Source organism: Pseudomonas maioricensis, assembly GCF_022790535.1.
GTDB classification, from domain to species: domain Bacteria; phylum Pseudomonadota; class Gammaproteobacteria; order Pseudomonadales; family Pseudomonadaceae; genus Aquipseudomonas; species Aquipseudomonas maioricensis.
In genome coordinates this window covers 243,792-264,886 of record NZ_LOHG01000007.1, presented here as the reverse complement: position 1 = coordinate 264,886, position 21,095 = coordinate 243,792, and the positions used below count along the sequence as shown (strand labels likewise).

The following is a 21,095-nucleotide window of genomic DNA, read 5'->3' as shown; positions in this document are numbered from 1 at the left end:
GATTTGCGGGACATTTTCAGGGCGATGGGCACGTTAAGCAAGTCGGGCGCATGGCGTTCCCTGCAACACAATACAGTGAAGATGCACTTTATGACCCGCAGGTCACCAGATCCGCACGTTTTGACTAATTTTTGCCTTAACGAAAAAGCAGGCCATACGGCCTGCCTGAAATCCCACAATAATGAATGCAGAGCCAGAACTGCAGGGGATCTGAGACGACAAGCGCCCGATCCCGGCGCGGCCCTATGCCTGGATTGCACCCAGTGTGAAACCTGGGCCATCAAGGGCAAGATTGGAGTTGTAGGCCTCATCATGGGCGAACGGTCCAGGCCACTTATCCTTCAACGCCTCAAGAGTCGACTCGCTGGCGCGCACTTCGCCGGAGTGAACGACCTGCACATGAGGGGTCCAGACCGTCAAGTAACCTGCCTGAGCCGCCTTGAGGCACAGGTCGACGTCACCTAACTCATCGGCAAACTGACCTTCGTCCAGCCCGCCGACTGCATCGTAAAGCTCTTTGCCAATCATCAGACACGCCGACGACACCGCCGAATAGTTCTGCTCTACAACCAGGCGTTGCATGTAACCATGAGAGGTTTTCGGCTCGCCGACAAAAGCAGAACCGACGCCACCCTTGAGCCCCAGAATCAGACCCGCCTGAGTAACGGTGCCCTCCGGATCAATTAACCTGACGCCTACTACACCCACTTCCGGGCGTTGAGCCTGATTGAGTAACGATTCGATCCAGCCTACGTTAACAATCTGGCTTTCGGCATCCATCAGAACCAGGTACTCACCTTTGGCTTCCTGGCTGACACTGTTGCGCAAGACAGCGGCGCTCAGACGCTGATCGCTTTTGAACACACGAACTCGATTGGAGCTTTGCTCCTGTTGATCGAGCCATGCCAACAGTCCGGCATCACCGCTGTTGTTATCGCAGATCAGCACTTCGTAACGCTGATAGCGTGTACGTTGCAGGATGCTCTGCAGGCAGCGCTGCAATTCAGGGAGGTTATCGCGACTTTCAAGCAGGATCGATACGGTCGGGCGAACGGCATGGCGATAATCGATCTTGAAGGTTCCGGACAACGCGGAGCTGACTTCAGCCCTGTAGCCGCGATTGGCCAGATGGCGGGTCAGTGCTTTTTGTTCATCCTCATTGACCTCCAGCTCGGGAGCGTCACAGATCAGCAACGGCTCGCTCAGGTGAGCCAGGCCGCTCATTCCGCCTTGCTCAATCAAACGCAGCAGGAGGTCAAGTTCAATTGCGCCGGAGAGCTCACGGGAATATCCACCGGCCTCAAGCATGGCCTGCTGGTTAATCAGCCAGTGACGAGCCATGAGCACAGGCGAGCTTTGTAATAGGTCGAGGTTGAAGCTCGGGCGGAATGCGTGAGTCAGCGTACCGTCCTCAACCCGGTGAATCTCGTCCATGGCGACTGCGCGGCAGTTTGCAGCGTCTGCCAACTCAAGCGAAGCCTGGAGCAAGCCGTTCTTGGTGAAGACCTCACCCGCCTGTACCAGGGTGAACCAGTCACAGTTGGATTGCTTGACACTCTGATTCATCTTGTCGACGTAGTTACTCTCGCTAACTTTGACGAAATGCAGCGTATTTTCTGGGGTGGTCACTGCCGGAGACTTGGCGGTGGTAAAGATAATGACCTTGAAGGAGCGGCTGAAACCATTGATCAAACTGTCGAAGGTCGCTTGCAGTTTAAATACATCAGCTTCCAGATCGAGTAACAGAATCCCGATCTGCGACCCCTTCGGATTACGAGCCAGGCCGGCAGTCAGCTTTTTAACCGCCGCCGGGGCAGGATCACGGGAGTCCAGCCAGTTAAGCAATCGGCCCGATGGCATATCGTCAAGCAGCTTGCCGTTGTCTGAACCACTCGCGGCCTGCAAGCGGTCGTACCACTCAACAAGTCGCTCGACTTCCTCTGCCTGCGTCTCGGTGGAGCGCAGTTCTCTAATAAGGCGCTGCACAATACCGGCATTGAACGAATAGAGCTCATATGCCTGCCAAAGACGACTTTCGAGAGCCTCGGCATCCGGGTTGCTCTGCACACGCGCGAGCTCCGCCTGCTTGAGCAGTGCACTTTCCAAAGTAGCCAGATGAGCGTGACCGGCCGGCATCAAATGGATGAGAAACTCGATCCGCTCGAGCAAGCTGAAAAATGACGGGGTGTAAAATGGCAGCTCCACAAACTGACGGGGCTCGAAAAGCGGTTCAGGCTCATTGACGCCTATGTTCCACCTGGAGCAAACCAGCTTGTCACTGGCCAGATAACTCTGTGTCTCAAGTGATTCGGCAAGGGCTGTAAAACCGTCCAGCACCTGCTGCGGGGTGAATACCGCACCTGATATTTCGCTCAGGGTCGATGCAAAACCTTCACGCTCAGCCCTGGCCTTGGGATCGACATACTTCAGCGCACTGCGAATATCCCGATCACGCGACACTTCCTGTTCGAGATCACGCGCTGCATGCAGTGCATAAGGAACAGGCAGAATGCGCACCTTCCCGACACCCAGCAAGTAGTGCATCTGGCCGATTTCCTGCCAGTGCGCATCGGTGTCTGCTGGCAAGGAAGCTGACCAGCCCTGCAAAGTAGCGTTGCGTATAACCGCGTTGAGCAGCGGGAATCCCTGCGCCATGAACGTTGCGACCCGTTCATGTGGACTTTCTGCCGAATAGTCCTCGCACACCTTGCGGTCACGACGGAAGTAATTCACATGATTGACATCGGCGCTGTACGTCAGACTATAACCTTGGCAAGCGACGTACTGCTCGTGGCTATCTAGAAACTGCACAGCATCATTCAAAGCATCGGCGAACAGGAAACTGTCGACATCAGCCATCACCACCAAGGGAGTCGTCACATTCGGCAGAATGTCTGCTGTCCTGGCGCTCGCTCCCGCATGAGCAAGCAGCGGCTTGTGCAAGTATTGCGCACCCGATTGGGCGACTTGTGCGTCCAACTCAGGGGAAGTATCGACGACCAGAATCGCGCATGAAAAATCAGCATAGTATTTCAATGCGCGACGCAATGAGTCCGGCTGCTTGTGAGCGACAAGGACCACGGTCAAACGCTCTCTCATCGAGGTACTAGCCTGCTTCCCGACATTGCTCTGCATAATGCTTCCTATTGTGATTCCATGGCACGACACGCTCTATCAGCGGTCTGCGGCGTGTTTACTTAAAGGTCAGTCCGGCAGCCAGCCGTTGACCCAATACTGCAGATTCTCTCCGCGTAACATAAAGTCGCGCAGCACGGCCTCTCGCAACTCATCGCCCATACGATAGCTTGCGTCCGGATCTGACAAGTGCATCCGGATGGCCTGCAACCACTCTTGCGTACTGTTGCTGTAAACCCGCGTGCAAGGCAAGTGACCTCGGTAGGCTTCGGTATCCGTACAGATCACCGGGTAACCGCAAGCACCATACTCAAGCAAGCGCAGATTGCTTTTGCAGTCATTGAAGATATGAAATTCCAGAGGCGCCAGCGCCAGATCCAGATTCAGGCTTGCCAGCTTCGCCGGATAGGTATCCAGACTGATCCCCGGGTGGAATTCATGGATATAAGGTTTGAGGGAGTCGGGGCACATACCGAATAACACCCACTCGACCTCATCAGCCAACTCACGCACCACCTCGGCGATGATTTCCAGATCTCCTCGGTGACTGGTGCCCCCTCCCCAACCCACACGAGGCTTGGTAGACGTGCGACGCTTGCCGTGCAAGTTGCTCCAAAGGTGAGTGGCCAGCATATTGGGCACGACCCGGATATCGCTGTGCATGCCTTCCAATGCCTGGGCCAGCGGATAGGTCGACACAACGACCCTGTCGCACATGCCAATGCCACGGCGCAAGTTGGCCTCAAGGTTACGAGGCATCGAGCGCACATGATCGTTCTTGGCCGGGACCTTGACGACGTAATCATCCAGCTCAAAGATCCGCATTGCCTGAGAGTGGGCTTTGACCTTGACGACGTTAGGAAGCCTGACTTCCGAGTAGCAGCCTTGAAAGACCACGACGTCTGGTGATTGACGCTGTAACTCGACGATAGACGGTGCGTCGAAGCCAGTGCGCCCGACAATGCGCCCTGCCGCCTGCAACTCGAGAAACGGCTGGGTTACACGGTAATGCCCAACGGCGGTCTGGTTAATTGCCAGCGCCAGCACCGACGGTTCGCGTCGACCGCAGAACGGGTCCCAGCCAGCAATTCGTCCGGGTTCAAGATCAAATCCTGCGCCGCCATCCAGACTCAGGTTCTGGTTATAGGCAGGATCTCGGGCAATAGCGGGCAGCCAGCGTTTGTAAAAACGCTGCTGTTCATCTTCAACCCGCTCCGGGAAAGCAATGGCAAGCGCACCGGCAGCAGGCTCGACCCACACGACACTGGCGTCAGGCGTCCAGACCACCAGGTAACCGCTTTGTCCGGCCTTGAGGCACAGGTCAATGTCTTGAAGCCCCTGACTGAAAGCAGCTCCGTCCATGCCTTCAATGGCATCAAACACATCCTTGCGAACAATCAGGCAGTTACCGCTGACGGCACTCCAGTTTTGCGCCATTTGCAGCCTGTACATGTAGCCGGGCTCAGTGACCGATGCATTGGTAAAAGGTTTACCCGCCAACCCCTGCATGCCGAGCACCGTGCCTGCATGAAGCACGGTGCCTTCCAGACTCAGTATCCGGGCACCAACAACACCCACCTCGGAACGCTGTGCATGATTGAGCAGGCTGTCCAGCCAGTCCGAATCATGCATGACAACATGCGGACTGAGGGAGACCAGATACTCACCCCGTGCCTGCTCTGAGGCATAGTTGAAGGTCGCGGCTTCGTTGGTGCTGCCCTCGTAGGCAAGCACCCGCAACTTGTCACTGCCCAACGATCCCATTGCGGCCAGCCAATCACGCGTCTCGGCGCTTTCACTGCCTTTATCAACGAGCAGGACCTCGTAGTTCACATACGCAGTCTTGCTGAACAGGCTGTCGACGCAACGCTCAAGAGCAGCCAACTGGTCCTTGACGGAAATAATGATCGAAACCAGCGGACGCTCGGGGTGCAGATACTCTACCCGGTTCAGCAGCGGCAATTGCCCATGATGAATCACATGCTCCACGCCAATACGCTGCAAGTGCGCCGACAGTATCGGCTCACTTTGCTCAACCACTTCAGGTAAGGACAACCAGTGAGAGTAAGACAGGTGCGACTCGACCTGCAGTTCGGCAATGTGTTCGATCGCCTGCGTGCCTTGACTTTCGACCAGTCGCCAAATGGCATCGTGGGGTGCAAGTTCACCGTACTGCGGGTTCAGCCCCCCCATTTCCAGGATGCACTGGCGCTGAAATGCCAAGGCGCGGCCAACATAAGGATAGCCACGTAGCAAGTCGAGGTTAAAGTCAGGCTTGAAGACTGAGTCAACCGACTTGTCGTCTGCATCCAGTGCGCCTTCATCGCTGTATACACAGCTAACGTGCGGCATGTGCACAATACGTTCGGCCAGGATCATCAACGCCGGAGACCTGAGTACATCACCGGCCCGCAACAGATAAATCCAGTCGGCATTGTCCAGTTGCGCCAGCACTTCATTGAGCTGGCGTGACCAGTTGCTCTCCAGCGGATAACGCACTGCATCATACTTGTCAGTGTTTGCCGTATTACTCAGCAGTATCACAGCCTCGGCGGCATAATCCTGGCCGGCGATACTCTGCAACGTGACGTCAAGCAGGTTGGGTTCACCCTGAACATCCAGCACCACCGTCACGATCCGCGGACGCCAGGTCCAGGCAGCCGCACGGCGCGTATTGAGTTTTTTCTGTAGCGGATTGAACTGCCTGCAGGCCAGCCACTGGGCATACAGCTGGCTGAAGCTTTCACTTTCACTGCCGACCCGACCGTTCAATACGCCCTGACGATCCGCCATTACCGCGTAGAGGTTGAACTCGTCCCACTCCTCCTCAGGTCCGCGATCACCGAGTGCAATATGACGGACCCATCCGGATTGCGGAGCGCTCTCGCCTGTGCGGGCGGCCAGCATCAACTTGAGCCATTCCCATTCCTGGGTCGCCTTCTGGTAAATGCCAGGCTTGTTACTGAAACGATCAGGATGGACACGTTCAGTACTTTCAATGCTGATCAGTTCAACCAGATTGCCGCGGCGAAGCAGGCAGATGAACAGAGTAAAGTCCAGCAGTGCGACAAACCCTTCGCCCTCTTGGGCTAGCGATGGCAAATATTCCAGAACGTCCGCGCGGCGCATCAGGCTGCCACTGAAGCCACCCAGCAAATTGCGTGGTGCCCTCTCGAACATGGCAAGCAAGTCCACACCCCGGTACACAGCGCTGTAAGGCGAGAGACCTACGTTCCCCATTCGCAAGGGCAATACGTATTCCTGCACATCCACCAGATGGCGCTTGGCGACGACAAGATTAACGTCCGGATACTTGCCCAGCACTGAGGCCTGGATGGCGATACAGGTCGGCGATATCCAGTCATCGTCGCACAGAAATTTGATGAACTCGCCCTGGGCTTCTTCCAGGCAACGCAGGAAGTTTTGCTGAAGCCCCAGACGATAAGGGTTGGCTACATAGCGGCAAATACCCCCAGCATCAGGTACTAACGTGTCGTATATCGCTTTGATCTCGCCGGTGATGCAGTCATCGCACACGACAATTTCAAGATGTTCGTAAGTCTGATCGAGGGCACTCTGTAACGCGGCCCGGAAAAAGCGCGGATTGAAGGCGGGAATGACGATGCTGACAAGGGGAGCTGAATTCACAATGCGGACTCACGAGCGGTGAGGAACCAGCCAGTCGACTGGCTCCCCGTACCGCTGAAAAAAAACGGCCAATGCTCGTACGCTAGCGTTTTTACAGCTGGCTGAACAGATTCAACTTGGAAAGCTGGGTAAAGACGGTCTGCGAGGCCTGCAACATAGTCTGCTGCAGCGTCAGTCGGGTGGTGGCTTCCACGAGGTCGGTGTTGACGATCTTACCGGACTCGAGCTCGTTGTTGCCCAGAAGCAACTCGTTGGTCGTCCCCTGAGCGTCTGCCGCTACCAGATTCGCACCACCAATGGATCGCGCCGTCGAAGCGGTCTCAATGTTATTGGTGATGTTGCCCAGCGCAGCCGTAAGCGCCGCATTGATGCCCTGCGCGACGGTGATGTCCCCGTTACTCGGCGTCGTCATCGCCTTGATTGCCGCAGACAAGGTATTGAGTACGTTCTGCGTCTGGTGATTACCGGCTTGAACGGTATATACGTCGCCATCCACCGCATTGTTGCCAGCCATGGTGAACTCGACACCTGCCGCTTTCACGACCGTCCCGGTAATAGTCCCGGTACCTACAGGCGTATCACCGGTGTTGTACGGCGCGTTATACAGTTCATAGCCGTCGGTAGACGAATACCGCAGTGTGACCGCCGGATTGGCTGCATCATTGAATGTATCGCCGTCCGCCGGGGTACCCGGCACGGTGAAGTTAGCGCCACCGGCACTCACCGATGTACTCGTCACTACTCCGGTGGCCACTGGAGTATTGCCCACCGCGTACGGTGAGGCATAAAGCTCATAGCCATTGGTGCCGGAGTAACGAAGCGTTGCACCACTGCTCGGGAACGTCGTGTTATAGGCAGCCTTGTCAGCTGCACTCGAACCAATCTCGGCATTGCTGATGGTGGTCGCCGACGGGTTACCCGGGCTACGCGAAGTGGTGATGCTATCCAGAGTGGAAGCCACCGAATAGGCACGCACAGGTACCGTCAATGCAGCGGTTGCCGCTGCAGGTGAGGCTTTATCCGATTCCGACAGATTGATGTTAAAGCCCAGCTCGATGCCACGGAACGTGAACGACTGAGTGTCACTTTTTTTGTAATCAAAGACACCGGCCGTTGAGGCTTCGGACGTGACGTCATTACCGGCTTTGTCGGTGATTTTGAACTGAGTACCGCTGGTAAAGCTGATCGAGTAAGGCTCGCCACCCTGGAAGGCTGCGTTGTAAGCATTGGTGGACTTCAAAAGCCCGCCGGACAACGCCACTTTACCGTCGTTGGGGCCGCTGGTGAGCGTCGATGAGGTACGCACAGCGCCGAAAGACTTCTCGAAGGCTTCGAAACCGGTAACGTTGCTCGGTAATTTGAGGCCGTCGCCCACCGCCAGATCCATAGTGGTCTGGTCGCCAACGTAGCTGTAGGTGCCATCGGAGTTCAGCGTGTACGGCGGTGTCGATGACTTGCTGCCGGAAAAGATGTACTGACCGTTGGAATCCTGGGTGTTCATCAACCCCAGAATCTGGCTCTGCAGCTGCTTGAGTTCACCGGCAGTGGAGATCCGGTCCGCATCGGTGTACGAGCCGTTACCCGCTTTGACGATCAATTCACGGGCGGCCTGCATCGAGGAGATAATGCTGTCCAGCGCCGTCTCGCTGTTGGCGATGTTGTTGTTGATCACGCTGATGTTCGATTTGTACTGGGTCAGCATCGAGTTCTGCTGGGCCAGTTGCAGTACGCGTGCAGCACCAACAGGGTCGTCACTCGCCGTGTTCAGCTTGATACCGCTGGAGACTTCCTCACCAGTCTTGACCACGTTGGCGTAGCTACGCTGATAGTTCTGGGTCGAAACCTCGTAAAACTGAGTAGTGGAAATACGCATGATTTACGACTCCTTAAAGACTGTTGAGCAGCGTGCTGAAAATGGATTGCGCCGCCTTGATGATCTGCGAAGACGCGGTGTAGTACTGCTGATACTTGATCAGGTTGGCCGCTTCTTCATCCAGCGATACGCCGGACACTGAGTCGCGTGCAGATTTGGCCTGAGTCAACACGGCAGCGGTCGCCGTCACGTCGCTTTTACCCTGGCTGGCACGGGTGCCGACAGTCGACACCAGGTCGCCATATGCACCGGAAAGGCTGCTACCTGCTCCGCCGTTGTTAACACCCACGGTTTTGGCAGTCTGCAACGCAACTGCCGCAGTCACATTGCGGTTATCCGCAGAGCCAGCGCCGGTCATGCCGATGCTGAAGGTATCGTTGGCTTGCGGGGTGCCGGAGATGGTCATTTCGACCGTCAACGCCGTTTGACTGGTCGGCGTGGTGCTGTTGTCCGTGTAACCCACGTTGAGTTTAATGGTGTTGGTCTGACCCTGAACGATGGTGCCAGTGATGGCGTTACCGCTCTGGTCCAGCACCGGGCTGCCCGAGGCGCTCAGCAAGGAGTAAGTTTGTACACCACCGGTAGCGGCGCCCATGACCAGACGCATTGGCGTCGAGTCTTTGATCGCACCCTGCCAATCAGCCAGTTTTGTAGTGGTGTAGATATCCGGTGCGCTGGTAATCGTCGGCTGGGTAAAACCACCGGTGCCGGTGTTGCCAGCGCCCGCAGTAGCCGTCAGCGGAGCAGCTGAAGCGATGTCTTTCGGATCGGTCAAGGCCACGGCGATGCCGGAAGCCCCGTTACCGGTTGGCGAGAGTTTGAACGTGTCACCCGCCGCAACCGTAGCGGTCAGCGGGTCGTGAAGGCTCATCTTGAAGCCTTCAAACTCTTTCGGTGGATCATCACTCAGCGCGCCGGTACCTACCGTCTCGCCATTAGGTAAGCGGCGCAGGGTATAACTGTCGCCATCGGAACCAATAGTGACCTCGTAATTGTCGGCGGTCAGCGCACTGGAGCTCGTGATAGTCACGTCCAGGTTGCCTGAGCCTGCACTGTTGGTGGTTGCGCCGATGCTTCGCTGACTGATCAGGGCAGCACTGTTGATATTGTTGAACAGTGCCGAACCGAAATTACCTTTGCTGTCGATGCCCTGGCTGAGCTGGCTGTTGATCTTGTCGGCCAGCACGATAGCCACCCGCCCAAGCTCATTCGTAGCCGGGGTCAACACTTCCGAACGATAACGCAACAGGCCGCCAATGGCGCCGCCGGTCAAAGCCGACGTCACGTCCGTGGAGGTATGGCCGTAGGTGATCTGTAGGTTGTACTGCAGCGCATCGTCTTTACTTGGCACTGCATTCATCTGGTACGAGGTGCCGCCGCTGACCAGCGACTGACCGGTACCGGTATAAACGTCGAAATTGCCGTTGGTTTCGATAACCTTCACGCCCACCAGCTCATTGAGCTGACGAACCGCTTCGCCGCGCGAGTCGAGCAAGCTGTTCGGCGATGTATTGCCGGCAGAAGCCTGAGAGATCTGCTTGTTCAGGCTGGCAATCGTCGTTGTCAGTTCGTTGACTTGCTTTGTGTAGGTATCCAGCTGTGCGTTGACGTTCTCGTTTTGCGAGGACAACTGCGCCGCCACCGAATTGAATCGGGCAGACAATGCATTGGCCTGGGTCAGGAATGCCGAGCGCTCGGCAGACTGGGTAGGGTTAGTCCCAATGGCCGCCAGGTCAGTGAAGAACTTCGAGAGTTGCGCCGCCACGCCGGTCGTGCTGTCAGACAGCAAGGTGTCGGTCTTGCTGGCCTGTCCGGAATAGGCAACCGCGTCGGCGCTGAGAGAGGTACTCGACTGCAATTGGGCGTCAAGGTAGCTGTTGTAGATGCGGCGCACATCGGACAGGGTTGTGCCTGTGCCAATGAAGCCAACACCGATACCGATATTGCGCTGTGCCGATGCAGTGGTCATCACCTGCTGACGCGAATAACCCGCGGTATCCACGTTAGCCGTGTTGTTACCGATGGTATTGATCGCGGCACTGCTCGCGTTAATCCCGGACAACCCAATTGAAAGCAGCGACATGATTAAAACCTTATAAAGTCGTGGAAGAGCCCGTAGCGGCGGCGTAGTTCTGGTAACTCTTCATCTGTTTCGCAATCTGCGAAATCTTGCTGGCATAGTCTGGATCCGTAGCGTATCCAGCCTTCTGCAACTCTTTTACAAACTGTTCCGGGTTATCGGCAGAATTAACCACTTCTTTATAGCGATTGTTGTTCTGCAACAGGCTTACCAGGTCATGGAAGCTGTCTGCGAAGGAGTCGTAGGAACGGAAGTCCGCCGTCTCCTTGACCATCTTGCCGTCACGGAACTCACTGGTAATTGCCCGGGCTTGCGCACCGTTCCAGCTACCCGTGGCCTTGATGCCAAACAGGTTGTGGCTACTGCTACCGTCCTGCTGACGCATGATCGATTTACCCCAGCCGGTTTCCAGCGCAGCCTGCGCCACCAATATCGCCGGATCCACGCCAATGCGCGCGGCAGCGTCCTTGGCCAATGGCAACATGGTCGCCATGAACTCATCAGAGTTACCGAACGCGCGCTTGGCCGGAGCCAGTGGCGGCTGAGCCATGCTGCGCACGTACTGCGGTGTGGCAGGAGCCAGATTCGGGTCCATTGTCCAGTCGCCATTGCCACTGCTTTTGCTCGCCACATTAGTGCGGGCAACAGGCGACAACTCGGTAGCGCCAGCCGGCACGATGCCTGCCAGCAATCGATCAGTGAGCTTACTCGGCAACGCCAGACGCCGGGAATTGAGTGCAGCCATATCGTTGCGCCCTTCGGCGACAACGGCGGACTTGTCACTCGCCGCCGAACGGGTTGCCCACAACGGCCGCTGCTGAACGCTGGCAGCCAGACCGTTCGCAGCAGTCGAAGCATCACCCTTTGCCGCATCAGCGGTTGCAGCGGTGTGCATGTTGCGAGTCTTGGACAGCTGACGCATCAGTACATCCTGCAGCCCGATACCGTTACCACGACCGGATAACGTCACCGAGAGCTGCTGGTCATACATGTCCTGATACTGCCGGGTTGCGGCAGTATTCATCGGGTTGTCCTTGGCCAGCACTTCGTTGGCAGAACGCATTGCCTTGAGCATCTGACTGACGAACAGCGACTCGAACTCCTGCGCAACCTTTTTCAGGTTGGCATCGCTGTTCACATCACCGGTTTTCAACGAGTTCAGGCGATTGAGGTCGGTGTAGGCACCTGAATCGACTGCTGAAGAAATCGGGCCCTTGGGCATATCCATCGACAACGTCCTCAGATCACGATCAGGTCGGCTTGCAACGCGCCGGCCTGCTTCAAGGCTTCAAGGATTGCCATCAAGTCGCCGGGCGCAGCGCCCACCTGGTTAACCGCACGGACGATCTCGTCCAGGGTAGTACCAGGGCCGAACTTGAACATCGGGTGCAGCTCTTGTTGCGCATTCAGCTTGGAGCGCGGCACCACAGCCGTCTGACCACCGGACAGCGGGCCTGGCTGGCTGACAATCGGGTCTTCGGTAATGGTCACTGTCAGGCTGCCGTGCGTCACAGCCGCAGGCGAAACCTTGACGTTCTGACCGATCACGATGGTACCGGTACGCGAATTGATGATGACTTTGGCAGAGGTCTGACCCGGATCGATTTCGAGGTTTTCCAGCACCGACAGATAGTCGACACGCTGACCCGGATCCAACGGCGCAGTCACACGCACCGAACCACCATCCAGCGCCTGGGCAACACCTGGCCCGAGCAGATCATTGATCTTGTCCACCACGCGCTTGGCGGTGGTGAAGTCCGAACGGTTCAGGTTCAGCGTCAGGGTATTGCCCTGGTTGAAACCGCTTGGTACAGCCCGCTCTACCGAGGCACCGCCCGGGATACGACCGGACGACGGAACGTTGACGGTAATCTTCGAACCATCTCGGCCTTCAGCATCAAAACCGCCCACGACCAGGTTGCCCTGAGCGATCGCATAGACGTTGCCGTCGACACCTTTCATGGGGGTCATCAACAACGCACCGCCGCGCAAACTTTTTGAGTTACCAATCGACGACACAGTGATGTCGACGGTCTGCCCCGGCTTGGCGAACGCAGGCAAGTCTGCGTACACCGCTACCGCTGCAACGTTCTTCAACTGCACGGTGCCAGAACCGGCTGGCACCTTGATGCCGAACTGAGCCAGCATGTTGTTGAAGGTCTGCAAGGTGAACGGGGTCTGCGTGGTCTGGTCACCCGTACCATTGAGACCGACTACCAGGCCATAACCGATCAACTGGTTGGCCCGTACGCCGGAAATACTGGCGATGTCCTTCAGACGCTCGGCATGAGCGCCGAACGCGGTGGACAACAGCAGTGCGGCTGCGAGCAGTTGCTTGAGATTGATCATGTTTATCCCGCTATCAGAAAGGGAACAACGGGCTGAGGAAGAACCGGTCAAACCAGCCTGGCTGGCTCGAATCGGCAAATGCACCAGTACCTGAATACGTAATGCGCGCATCGGCCACACGAGTGGACGAAACGGTGTTATCGGTGGCGATGTCATCAGCGCGAACCAGACCCGCAATACGCACCAGTTCATCACCGGTGTTCAGGGTCATCCACTTCTCGCCACGCACCGCGAGAATGCCGTTAGGCATCACGTCGGCAACAGTGACCGTGACCGAACCGGTCAGACTGTTGCTCTGCGCAGCCTTGCCGTCGCCTTCAGTGGAACGCGCACCGTTGTAGCCAGCGCTCAGGCTCAAATCGTTACGACCAATCGGGTTGTTGGTGACCAGGCTGGAACCAAACAGCGAGGTCAGACCGATATTGGCGGTGCTGTCTTTGGTGATGGCCGAACTGGCTGCCTTGCTCGCCGCCATACGCTCCGACAGGGTAATGGTGATGATGTCGCCCACACGGAAAGCCTTGCGGTCGCCATACATGTTCTGCTCAAAACCTGCCTGATAAATCGAACCGTTGTTCGCCGCAGCAGGCAGCGGTGTACGCGGCATCACCGGCGCGTAATAAGGGTCATTAGGTTTGGCATTGGGCGCAACGCAGCCTGCCAGCAGAGCAACTCCACAGAATGGCACCACCAACATTGAAAACCGCAGAACAGATAGCCGTTTCATGACACTTAAAACCTCGCGGTGTAGCAGGCGCCAGGCAGACGCCTCATCGAATTGAGCGGGTACAGCAACAGGTCAAACAGGTACATCAAGGTGTTACAGATTCTGCGTCAGGTTCTGCAGCATCTGGTCAGCGGTGGAGATGACCTTGGAGTTCATCTCGTAAGCGCGCTGAGTGGTGATCATGTTCACCAGCTCTTCAACAGTGCTGACGTTGGAAGCTTCCAGCGTGTTCTGCAACGTAGTACCCAGACCGTTCAAGCCAGGCGTACCGACTTGCGGTGCACCGCTGGAGGCAGTTTCCAGGAAGAGGTTGCCGCCCTGAGCCTGCAAACCGGCCGGGTTGATGAAGTCAGCAGTCTGGATGTTGCCGATGATCTGTGGCGTTGCAGCAGCACCCGCCAGGGTGATCGACACAGTGCCGTCCTGACCGACCGTGAAGGTCTGGGCGTTTTGTGGAACCACGATTGCAGGCTCCAGCGCGTAACCGTTGGCGGTCACGATCTGGCCGTTGCCGTCCAGGTGGAAAGTACCGTCACGGGTGTAAGCGATAGTGCCGTCCGGCTGCATGATCTGCAGGAAACCACGACCGTTGACCGCGATGTCGAGCGGGTTTTCGGTGGTTTCCAGGCTACCGGCAGTGAAGTTTTTCTGCGTGCCGACAATGCGTACACCGGTACCCAGTTGCAGACCCGACGGCAATTCGCTGTCCTGGGTCGACTGAGCACCCGGCTGGCGCTTGATCTGATAAAGCAGGTCCTGGAATTCAGCGCGATCACTTTTAAAGCCAGTGGTCGACACGTTGGCCAGGTTGTTGGAAATGGTCGTCAGGTTCATGTCCTGAGCGGCGAGACCGGTTTTGGCTACATACAGTGCTGGAAGCATTCTTGAATCTCCTCGAGCGTCGGATCATCGACGCAAGCTATCAATCGTTAGCCTTGCAAGATGCGAGTCGCGGACTCGTCATTGGTCTCGGCGGTTTTCATCATCTTGACGTGCAATTCAAACTGGCGGGACAGCGCCAGCACGGCGGTCATTTCTTCCACGGCATTAACGTTGCTGGCCTGCAGGAAACCCGACTCGACCTGAACGTTGGCATCTGCCGGAGCAGCGGCACCGCTCTTGAGGTGGATCAAGCCATCAGGGCCTTTTTCCATGGTGGACACGTCAGGTCTGACCAGCTTGATGCGGTCTACCTGGGCCATCACCTGAGCGCTTTCACCCAACGAACGAACGCTGATGGTGCCGTCGGCGCCGATTTCAATTTGCTGCTGAGGCGGCACGGCAATAGGACCGCCGTTGCCCATGACCGGCAAACCGTTGCCAGCACGAAGCACACCCACGGCATCAATATTCATGCCTGCGCTACGGGTATAAGCCTCACCACCGTCAGGGGTCTGAACAGCAATCCAGCCATCACCCTTGACCGCGATATCCAGTTCGCGACCGGTTTCGATCAATGCGCCGCCACTGAAGTCAGTACCGGGACGTTCGCTCATGGCATAGGCACGCGAAGGCTGAACCTCGCCAAATACCGGCATCGAACGCGCCTGCTCAAGGTCACGCATGAAGCCATTGGTCGATACGTTTGCCAGGTTGTTGGCATGAGCCTTTTGCGCAACGGCGTTTTCAGATGCACCGCTCATCGCGACGTAAAGCAACTTGTCCACAGTCATCCTCCTCTGACAGACGCTTGCCGCCTGTAGCTGTTCTAACAGGGAGATAGCAATATCCGGACCAACTTGTAAGACGCGATACAAAGCACTGAATGTTCAGCAAAAACGGACACGCCAGCGGCGCCGACTGAAGTCCATGACCGGAATGTGGCGGAGGATTGCCACATTTCGAGAGTGAAGTGGTTTGAGCCGCCAAAAAAACTGCGCAAAGATCAAACCCGCGCCAGAAAATGACTCTGAATCAAACTCACTCAGTGATAGGCTCTGCCTCAACGCAACCCATAGAGCACCCGAACACTGACATGAACACTCATGCAGGTTACGCCCTGATCATTGCCATAACCCTGATGATGGTTACGCCCGCCAGCCAGGCCAAAAACGCCCGCTATTACAAATGGCAAGGCGCAGACCGTGTCGTCTGCGCGCAAACCAGCCCCGGCAAGGGCTGGAAACGACTTAACGGCTCCTTTATCAAGTCAGATTGCTCGATCTGATCAGGTCGACTGAATCAACGTCTGCATCAACGTCACTTCGGTGGAAATCGCTTTCGAGTTGGCCTGATAGGCTGTTTGCGCTTGAATCAACGCGATCAACTCGTCAGCCAGGGTGACATTGGATCCTTCTAGGGCCCCACCGATAATCCCTCCCAGACCACCCGCGCCCGGCGCATCGAAATCTGCCGGTCCCGAGGCAACGGTCTCGGTCCAGCGCGTATCACTTTGAGGCTGCAACCCTTGCAGATTGGCGAAATTGGCCAGCATCACCTGACCAATATTGCGGGTCAGGCCGTTACTGAATCCGCCTCGCAGAATCCCGTCGCGACCAATGATCAACGCGTTCAACTGCCCCGCCGAGTGACCATCAACCTGCTGTGAAGAACGACTGCTCGGCGCATTGTGCTGACGCAGAGTGGTCAAATCGATTGCAATGCCGCCATCGGCAGTTGCCGCACCATTGGAGATCCAGCGTTCGCGACTCGTCCCGGGATCGCGAGCCATCGCGGGTACCCATCCCTCAAGCTGCAAGCTATTGGCGCCGCCATTCATCAAGCCCGGCGAGCCGGTCAATGACCTCAGCGAACCGTCAGCGTTAAATACCGCATTGGCCGTCAACGGCTCTTTTGATTCCGGGTTCAAAGGGTTGCGGTCATTGACCAGCACATGCATCTGCCAACTATTCGCCCCGTCTTTGACAAAGTACTGCTTCAGCTCGTGCTGCTTTCCCTGACTGTCGAAGATCGCACTGGCGAACACCCGGCTATAGGTTTTCACGTCAGCTGCCTTGAACACCGGCACCGGCCTTTGCATCACTGCGTCGCCAACATTGAGCGCACTCGCCGGACCATCACTCAGGGGCAACGACACCGCCCCGCCATTGGCAAAACCATTGGCTACCCAGGCCGCGCCGACCTGCTCTGCGGGTCGCCAGCCCTGTAACGAAAACTCGGTATCGGATATTTTCCTGATGTGCTGGTTATTGCCCGAGAAGCGCACCGTGCCGTCCGCAGCCTTTTCCAGCGTCACCTGTTGCGGGCTGACACTGGCCGGATCCAAGGGGTTACGCCCATCAATCAAGACGTACATTGACCACTGATTATCTTCAGTCTTGACGAAGTATTGCTTGAGCTCATGCGCAGCAGGCGGCAATGGATCGGCGCCTTCATCCATGATCGTCCGGCTGGTCATGCGCGTATAAGTAGCGGGATTTCCCGGGTCAAATACCGGCACCTGCGCCATTGAGGCCAGAGAGGCGTCCAGGTTGATATTTCCGGCAACCCGTGTTGTCGCTTTGGGTGCGATATTCGACGTGTCAATTTTCAGGTCGGTGCGCACCCCTGTCATGATTTCGCCGCTGTCATTGGCGGCATACCCCTGCAGACGCCCTCCTTCATCATCGACGACATAATCCTGCGCATCCTTGAGGAAGGCGCCCGCACGAGTGTAAGCAAGAGAGCCACGATCACTGACCACAAAAAAGCCGTTGCCCTGGATCCGCATATCAAGCGGGCTCCCTGAAGTGGTTATGCTCTCGCCCTGATTGAAGTTCTGCCTGACGGAAGCCAGGCGCACACCATCACCCACCGAGTTCTGCCCACTCCCAAGATACGAGGATGAATACAAGGCAGAAAACTGCGCTCGTGACGATTTGAATCCGACCGTGCCAACGTTGGCGATATTATTACCCGTCACTTCGAGTCTTTTATTTGCTGCTTTTATTCCACCAATAGAAACATTGAACGACATGAAAACTCCCTTTTTACCGTGATCGGTTTTTTATTGAGGAAGTTTTATTCTCACATCATCGTGCGTGGGAAATTTCCAAGGTCATTGCGTGACCTATCCGGAATTTACTACTTACTGTAGGACCGAATTTTATTATTCAAACGCCCATAAAAAAGCCCCTTCGAAAAGGGGCTTTCTGGAGCAGCTAATACAGCGACTTTCATCAAGCCATCTGAATAGTGGTCTGCATGATGGTGCTCTGGGTGGAGATCGTCTTGGCGTTAGCCTGATAGTTGCTCTGCGCCTTGATCAGGTTAACCAGCTCCATGGTCAGGTCAACGTTGGAGTCTTCCAGCGCCTGCCCGGTGATGTCACCCAGGGTGCCCGACTGAGGAGCGCCAGTGACAGGCACACCGGAAGAGAAGGTTTCACGCCAGTTGGTGCCGCCCGCAGGAGACAAGCCCTGGACGTTGGCGAAGTTGGTCAGCGAAACCTGACCAATCACCTTCGACTGACCGTTGGTGTAGGTGGCGAACATGTTGCCGGTAGCGTCGACGTTCATGGAGCTGATCTGGCCAGTCGCGTAGCCGTTCTGGCTCTTGGCGATAGCACCGGAAACCGAAGCAGTTTGTGTGGTTGCCAACATATCCAACTGGACGCCGCCTACCGCAGGATCAGCACCGTTATCCACCCAGTTAGGCACTGTGGCCGTACCTGAGTTGAGCGCTGGGTTCCAGTTATTGATCTGCATCGTGCCGTCAGCATTCACAGCAACGTTGGCCAATGCTGGAGGAACTGGAACCGGCGACTTGACTGTCGTACTGACCAGCTTACCGGATGAGTCGAAGGTCAGAGTGTTGACGCTCGGCGTCACCACGTCAGGAGACGTCGTCGCCGGACTATCAATAGAACGACCGTCAATCAGGGTATACATGTCCCAAGTGTTAGTACCGGTTTTCACGAAATACTGATCCAGAGAGTGCTGATTACCCTGAGAGTCGTAGATCGGAGTACTGAACGTGCTGTTGTACGTTTTGACATTCGACTGGTCGAACGGTGAAACCGTAGGAGCAACAGCGGTGGAGTTAAGGTTCGACGTGATCGTTACGTTGTTAGTCGGGTTTGGCGCCAGGTTCGACGAATCGACACGCAGGTTTTGCACAATCCCGGTTACCACGTTGCCATCAGCATCGACGTTATAGCCCTGCAGGTTCATGCCCGAGCTGTTGACGATATAGCCTTCCTTGTCGGTGTGAAATGCACCGGCACGGGTGTACAGACTTTCGCCATTGTTGCTGATCATGAAGAAGCCGTTACCGTTGATCGCAAGGTCAAGGCTGTTCGCGGTACCGGTGGTCAGGGTGCCCTGGGTAAACTGCTGGGACACCGCTGCTGTTCTTACGCCGCTGCCGACGTTGGTGTTGCCGGAAGTACCACGAATGGATTGCGCGTATTGGTCGGCAAACTCCACACGGGAAGCTTTGAAACCCGTGGTCGCAACGTTGGCAATGTTGTTGCCCGCCACGTCGAGACTTTTGTTCGCCGCATAGAGCCCACTAAGACCGGTATTGAATGACATGTAACACTCCTTCGCCGTCGAGTCGGCTCTAAATTCCGATAGTTTTTACTTGGGACAGACCGATACTTTGGCCGCCGGCCAGATTAAGTACCATTTCTGCACCGTTAACCCCGGTCGTTACGCTATTGACCGTTGCAGGTAGATAAGTCGCCAACGAAGTCGACTTGCCTTCCAGAGAACCGTTAGCCACGAAGCTGTAGTTGCCTGCAGCCACTTTTTCACCGGCATCATTGGTGCCGTCCCAGGTGAAACTTGCGTTACCGGCAGACTGGGTGCCCATATCAATGGTCTTGACCAGGTTCAACTGTGGGTCATAAATCTTCACAGTTGTCACCGAACTTGCCGACGGCACAACAACCGAACCGGTCATGCCTTTAGTGGTATCGACGGTGGTCGAACCGGCATTGACGATGACCGAGCGCCCGACCAGCGAAGAGGCCTGCAGCGCTTGCGACGATTGATAGAGGCCAGCAATGCTGTCTACTGTCGACGTCAGGTTCTGCATGCTTTCCAGGCTGCTGAATTGCGCCAGCTGAGCAACGAACTCACCGTTGTCCTGCGGCTCCAGCGGGTTCTGGTTTTTCATCTGGGTAACCAGCAACTGCAGGAAAGCATCTTTGCCCAGCGCGTCATTCTTCGACGAAGAAGACGCGGCAGGGTTTTGCAGCGCATTTATAAAATTCGTTGATACATCGTTTTCAACGGCCATGTTATTCGCCCCTTATCACTGACCGAGGGTCAGGACCTTCTGCATCATTGATTTGGCGGTATTCATGATTTCCGCGTTGGTCTGGAACGAGCGACTGGCAGAAATCATATCGGCCATTTCTTCAACGACGTTCACGTTCGGGTAGTACACGTAGCCATTGCCATCGGCAGACGGGTGATTGGGCTCGTAGCGTGCTTCAAGGTTAGAAGCATCTTCGATGATGCCGTTGACCTGTACGCCCTGCCCGGCTTCGCCCTGCTCTTGAAACAGCGAACCGCCGCCCTGCTGGCTTTGCTGGAAAACCGTCGCGAACACCGGATGACGGGCGCGATAGGTCTGATCCATGCTCGAAGACACTGTTTCGGCGTTGGCGATGTTACTGGCGGTGGTATTCAAACGAGTGGTCTGAGCACTCATGCCGCTACCGGCAATGTTGAAGACGTTGGCTAGAGACATGAATTACTCTCCGCGAAGGGCTGCAACCAGCCCTTTGAATTTACTGTTGAGCAGGGTGAAGCTGGCCTGGAAACCGACGGAGTTCTCCGCATAATTGGCGCCTTCAACCTGAGCATCGACGGTGTTCTGATCCAGCGACGGCGCAGACGGTGTGCGGTACATCAAGGTACCGTCTGTGTTGCCCAGGCCTTCAGCTTCGATATGACGGCTATTGGTCATGTTCAGGCCAAACTTGCCGTTTTTTGCCTTGTCGCTCTCAGCGGCCAGCACGGACGAGAAGTCCAGATCGCGAGCCTTGTAGTTAGGCGTGTCGGCGTTGGTGATGTTATTGGCAAGCACTTCGGCACGCTGAGCGCGAAAGCTCAGTGCCTTTTCGTGAATACCTAGCGCTTTATCGAAGCTGATGCTCATTTCGGGAAACCTTTACCGGTTGACCAGATTTTCTTGATAGAGACATAGCAATCAGCGTGCCAATCTGAGAAACGCCCTGTTTCAAGGGGTTGCCGGGTCAGGAGGCAGTGGCAATGCCAGAAAAGCGGCAAGGCATTTCCGCTGGGAGTGGCATAAGCGGCAAGGTGAGCGCCGTAAAGTTGCCAGTTTCCGTTCAGACAGACCACATCATCGTTTTTCGCGAGCAAGCTCGG

At 56.2% G+C, this 21,095-nt stretch carries 16 protein-coding genes; 1 reads left to right on the top strand and 15 read right to left on the bottom strand.

The genetic code is table 11. From position 1 onward, the window contains the following. Positions 1-243 precede the first annotated feature (243 nt). From AUC61_RS13615 to AUC61_RS13575, 9 genes are all read right to left on the bottom strand, one after another. Complete coding sequence (locus AUC61_RS13615; protein WP_243246779.1) at positions 244-3,135, bottom strand: glycosyltransferase family 2 protein; 2,892 nt, start codon at positions 3,133-3,135, stop codon at positions 244-246. 69 nt (positions 3,136-3,204) lie between these two features. After that, complete coding sequence (locus AUC61_RS13610; RefSeq protein WP_243246776.1) at positions 3,205-6,783, bottom strand: glycosyltransferase; 3,579 nt, start codon at positions 6,781-6,783, stop codon at positions 3,205-3,207. A 91-nt stretch (positions 6,784-6,874) separates the two neighbouring features. Beyond that, positions 6,875-8,656 carry a flagellar hook-associated protein 3 gene (locus tag AUC61_RS13605; protein ID WP_243246774.1) on the bottom strand — a complete coding sequence of 594 codons (1,782 nt, stop codon included), beginning with the start codon at positions 8,654-8,656 and terminating at the stop codon, positions 6,875-6,877. Between the two features lie 13 nt (positions 8,657-8,669). After that, positions 8,670-10,739, bottom strand: a complete 2,070-nt coding sequence (flgK, locus tag AUC61_RS13600) for a flagellar hook-associated protein FlgK (RefSeq protein WP_243246773.1) — start codon at positions 10,737-10,739, stop codon at positions 8,670-8,672. A 10-nt stretch (positions 10,740-10,749) separates the two neighbouring features. After that, a complete protein-coding gene (flgJ, locus tag AUC61_RS13595) occupies positions 10,750-11,964 on the bottom strand; it encodes a flagellar assembly peptidoglycan hydrolase FlgJ (RefSeq protein ID WP_243246772.1) in 1,215 nt (404 codons plus the stop codon). A gap of 11 nt (positions 11,965-11,975) precedes the next feature. After that, positions 11,976-13,085 (bottom strand): flagellar basal body P-ring protein FlgI, encoded by a 1,110-nt coding sequence (locus tag AUC61_RS13590; RefSeq protein WP_122665683.1) that lies wholly within the window; start codon positions 13,083-13,085, stop codon positions 11,976-11,978. A gap of 13 nt (positions 13,086-13,098) precedes the next feature. Next, positions 13,099-13,782: a flagellar basal body L-ring protein FlgH gene (gene flgH, locus AUC61_RS13585; protein WP_238599626.1), complete on the bottom strand. Its 684-nt coding sequence runs from the start codon at positions 13,780-13,782 to the stop codon at positions 13,099-13,101. Positions 13,783-13,905: 123 nt separating this feature from the next. Continuing rightward, positions 13,906-14,694 carry a flagellar basal-body rod protein FlgG gene (gene flgG / locus AUC61_RS13580; RefSeq protein WP_243246771.1) on the bottom strand — a complete coding sequence of 263 codons (789 nt, stop codon included), beginning with the start codon at positions 14,692-14,694 and terminating at the stop codon, positions 13,906-13,908. A gap of 47 nt (positions 14,695-14,741) precedes the next feature. Next, positions 14,742-15,479, bottom strand: a complete 738-nt coding sequence (locus AUC61_RS13575) for a flagellar basal body rod protein FlgF (RefSeq protein ID WP_122665686.1) — start codon at positions 15,477-15,479, stop codon at positions 14,742-14,744. 308 nt (positions 15,480-15,787) lie between these two features. On the opposite strand from AUC61_RS13575, the gene AUC61_RS13570 reads away from it, so the two are divergent. After that, entirely contained in the window at positions 15,788-15,979 is a 192-nt protein-coding gene (locus AUC61_RS13570) for a hypothetical protein (RefSeq protein ID WP_243246832.1), read from the top strand. On the opposite strand, the gene AUC61_RS13565 is transcribed toward AUC61_RS13570, so the two are convergent. The 6 genes from AUC61_RS13565 to AUC61_RS13540 form a co-directional block, all read right to left on the bottom strand. Then, complete coding sequence (locus AUC61_RS13565; protein ID WP_243246770.1) at positions 15,980-17,728, bottom strand: flagellar hook-basal body complex protein; 1,749 nt, start codon at positions 17,726-17,728, stop codon at positions 15,980-15,982. 202 nt (positions 17,729-17,930) lie between these two features. After that, complete coding sequence (gene flgE, locus AUC61_RS13560) at positions 17,931-19,286, bottom strand: flagellar hook protein FlgE (RefSeq protein WP_243246769.1); 1,356 nt, start codon at positions 19,284-19,286, stop codon at positions 17,931-17,933. Between the two features lie 28 nt (positions 19,287-19,314). Beyond that, positions 19,315-19,995 (bottom strand): flagellar hook assembly protein FlgD, encoded by a 681-nt coding sequence (locus tag AUC61_RS13555; RefSeq protein ID WP_243246768.1) that lies wholly within the window; start codon positions 19,993-19,995, stop codon positions 19,315-19,317. A 15-nt stretch (positions 19,996-20,010) separates the two neighbouring features. Then, positions 20,011-20,451 carry a flagellar basal body rod protein FlgC gene (flgC, locus tag AUC61_RS13550; protein WP_087273143.1) on the bottom strand — a complete coding sequence of 147 codons (441 nt, stop codon included), beginning with the start codon at positions 20,449-20,451 and terminating at the stop codon, positions 20,011-20,013. A 3-nt stretch (positions 20,452-20,454) separates the two neighbouring features. Continuing rightward, positions 20,455-20,862: a flagellar basal body rod protein FlgB gene (gene flgB, locus AUC61_RS13545; protein ID WP_087273141.1), complete on the bottom strand. Its 408-nt coding sequence runs from the start codon at positions 20,860-20,862 to the stop codon at positions 20,455-20,457. Beyond that, positions 20,859-21,095 (bottom strand): hypothetical protein (locus AUC61_RS13540; RefSeq protein ID WP_243246766.1); only part of this gene is annotated, 237 nt, incomplete at its 5' end. The genes AUC61_RS13540 and flgB, both read right to left, overlap by 4 nt.